Annotated in this window: 1 protein-coding gene; it reads left to right on the top strand. The window is 33.6% G+C overall.

From position 1 onward, the window contains the following. Positions 1 to 123: 123 nt before the first annotated feature. On the top strand, positions 124 to 556 hold a 433-nt coding region (locus BSO02S_RS25980; RefSeq protein WP_157081514.1), incomplete at its 3' end, for a helix-turn-helix domain-containing protein.

The following is a 556-nucleotide window of genomic DNA, read 5'->3' as shown; positions in this document are numbered from 1 at the left end:
TTAAAGTAGACAGATGAAAAAACAAAAATCTGTTGTTACTTTAGGGGGATTTTTTATGTCAAAAAGAAGTAAGTATTCTTCTGAGGAAAAGTATCAAATTTTAATGAAATACATTAGGGGGAAATGAGCGCCAGCCAGTTAACAAAAGAATATAAGATTTCCTCTTTCACACTTCGTAGTTGGAGGGACAAATATGAATTATATGGTATGGATGGACTAGAGGAATCACATAGTTGGAAAGAGTATTCAAATGAATTAAGATTAAGTGCCATTCAAGACTATTTATCGGGAAAATACTCAAAGCTAGAAATCTGCAGAAAATTCAAAGTAAGCAGGGGAGCCCTCGAAGTCTGGATAAAGAACTATAATAATCATAAGGAGACGAGACAAACGCATCGGAGGAAATCCCTTATGATTAATTCCAGAAAATTATCTTTTGAAGAGAAAGTTGAAGCAGTTCATTTATGTATAAAGAATGGCCATGATTATTCGGCTGTAATGGAAAAGTATCAAATTAGCTACCAGCAAATATACAGCTGGACAAAAAAGTATGAAG

This window comes from Neobacillus soli NBRC 102451 (genome assembly GCF_001591665.1).
Lineage (GTDB): Bacteria > Bacillota > Bacilli > Bacillales > Cytobacillaceae > Neobacillus > Neobacillus soli.
The sequence above is the reverse complement of the archived record's forward strand: the minus strand, read 5'-3'. Positions and strand labels throughout refer to the sequence as shown.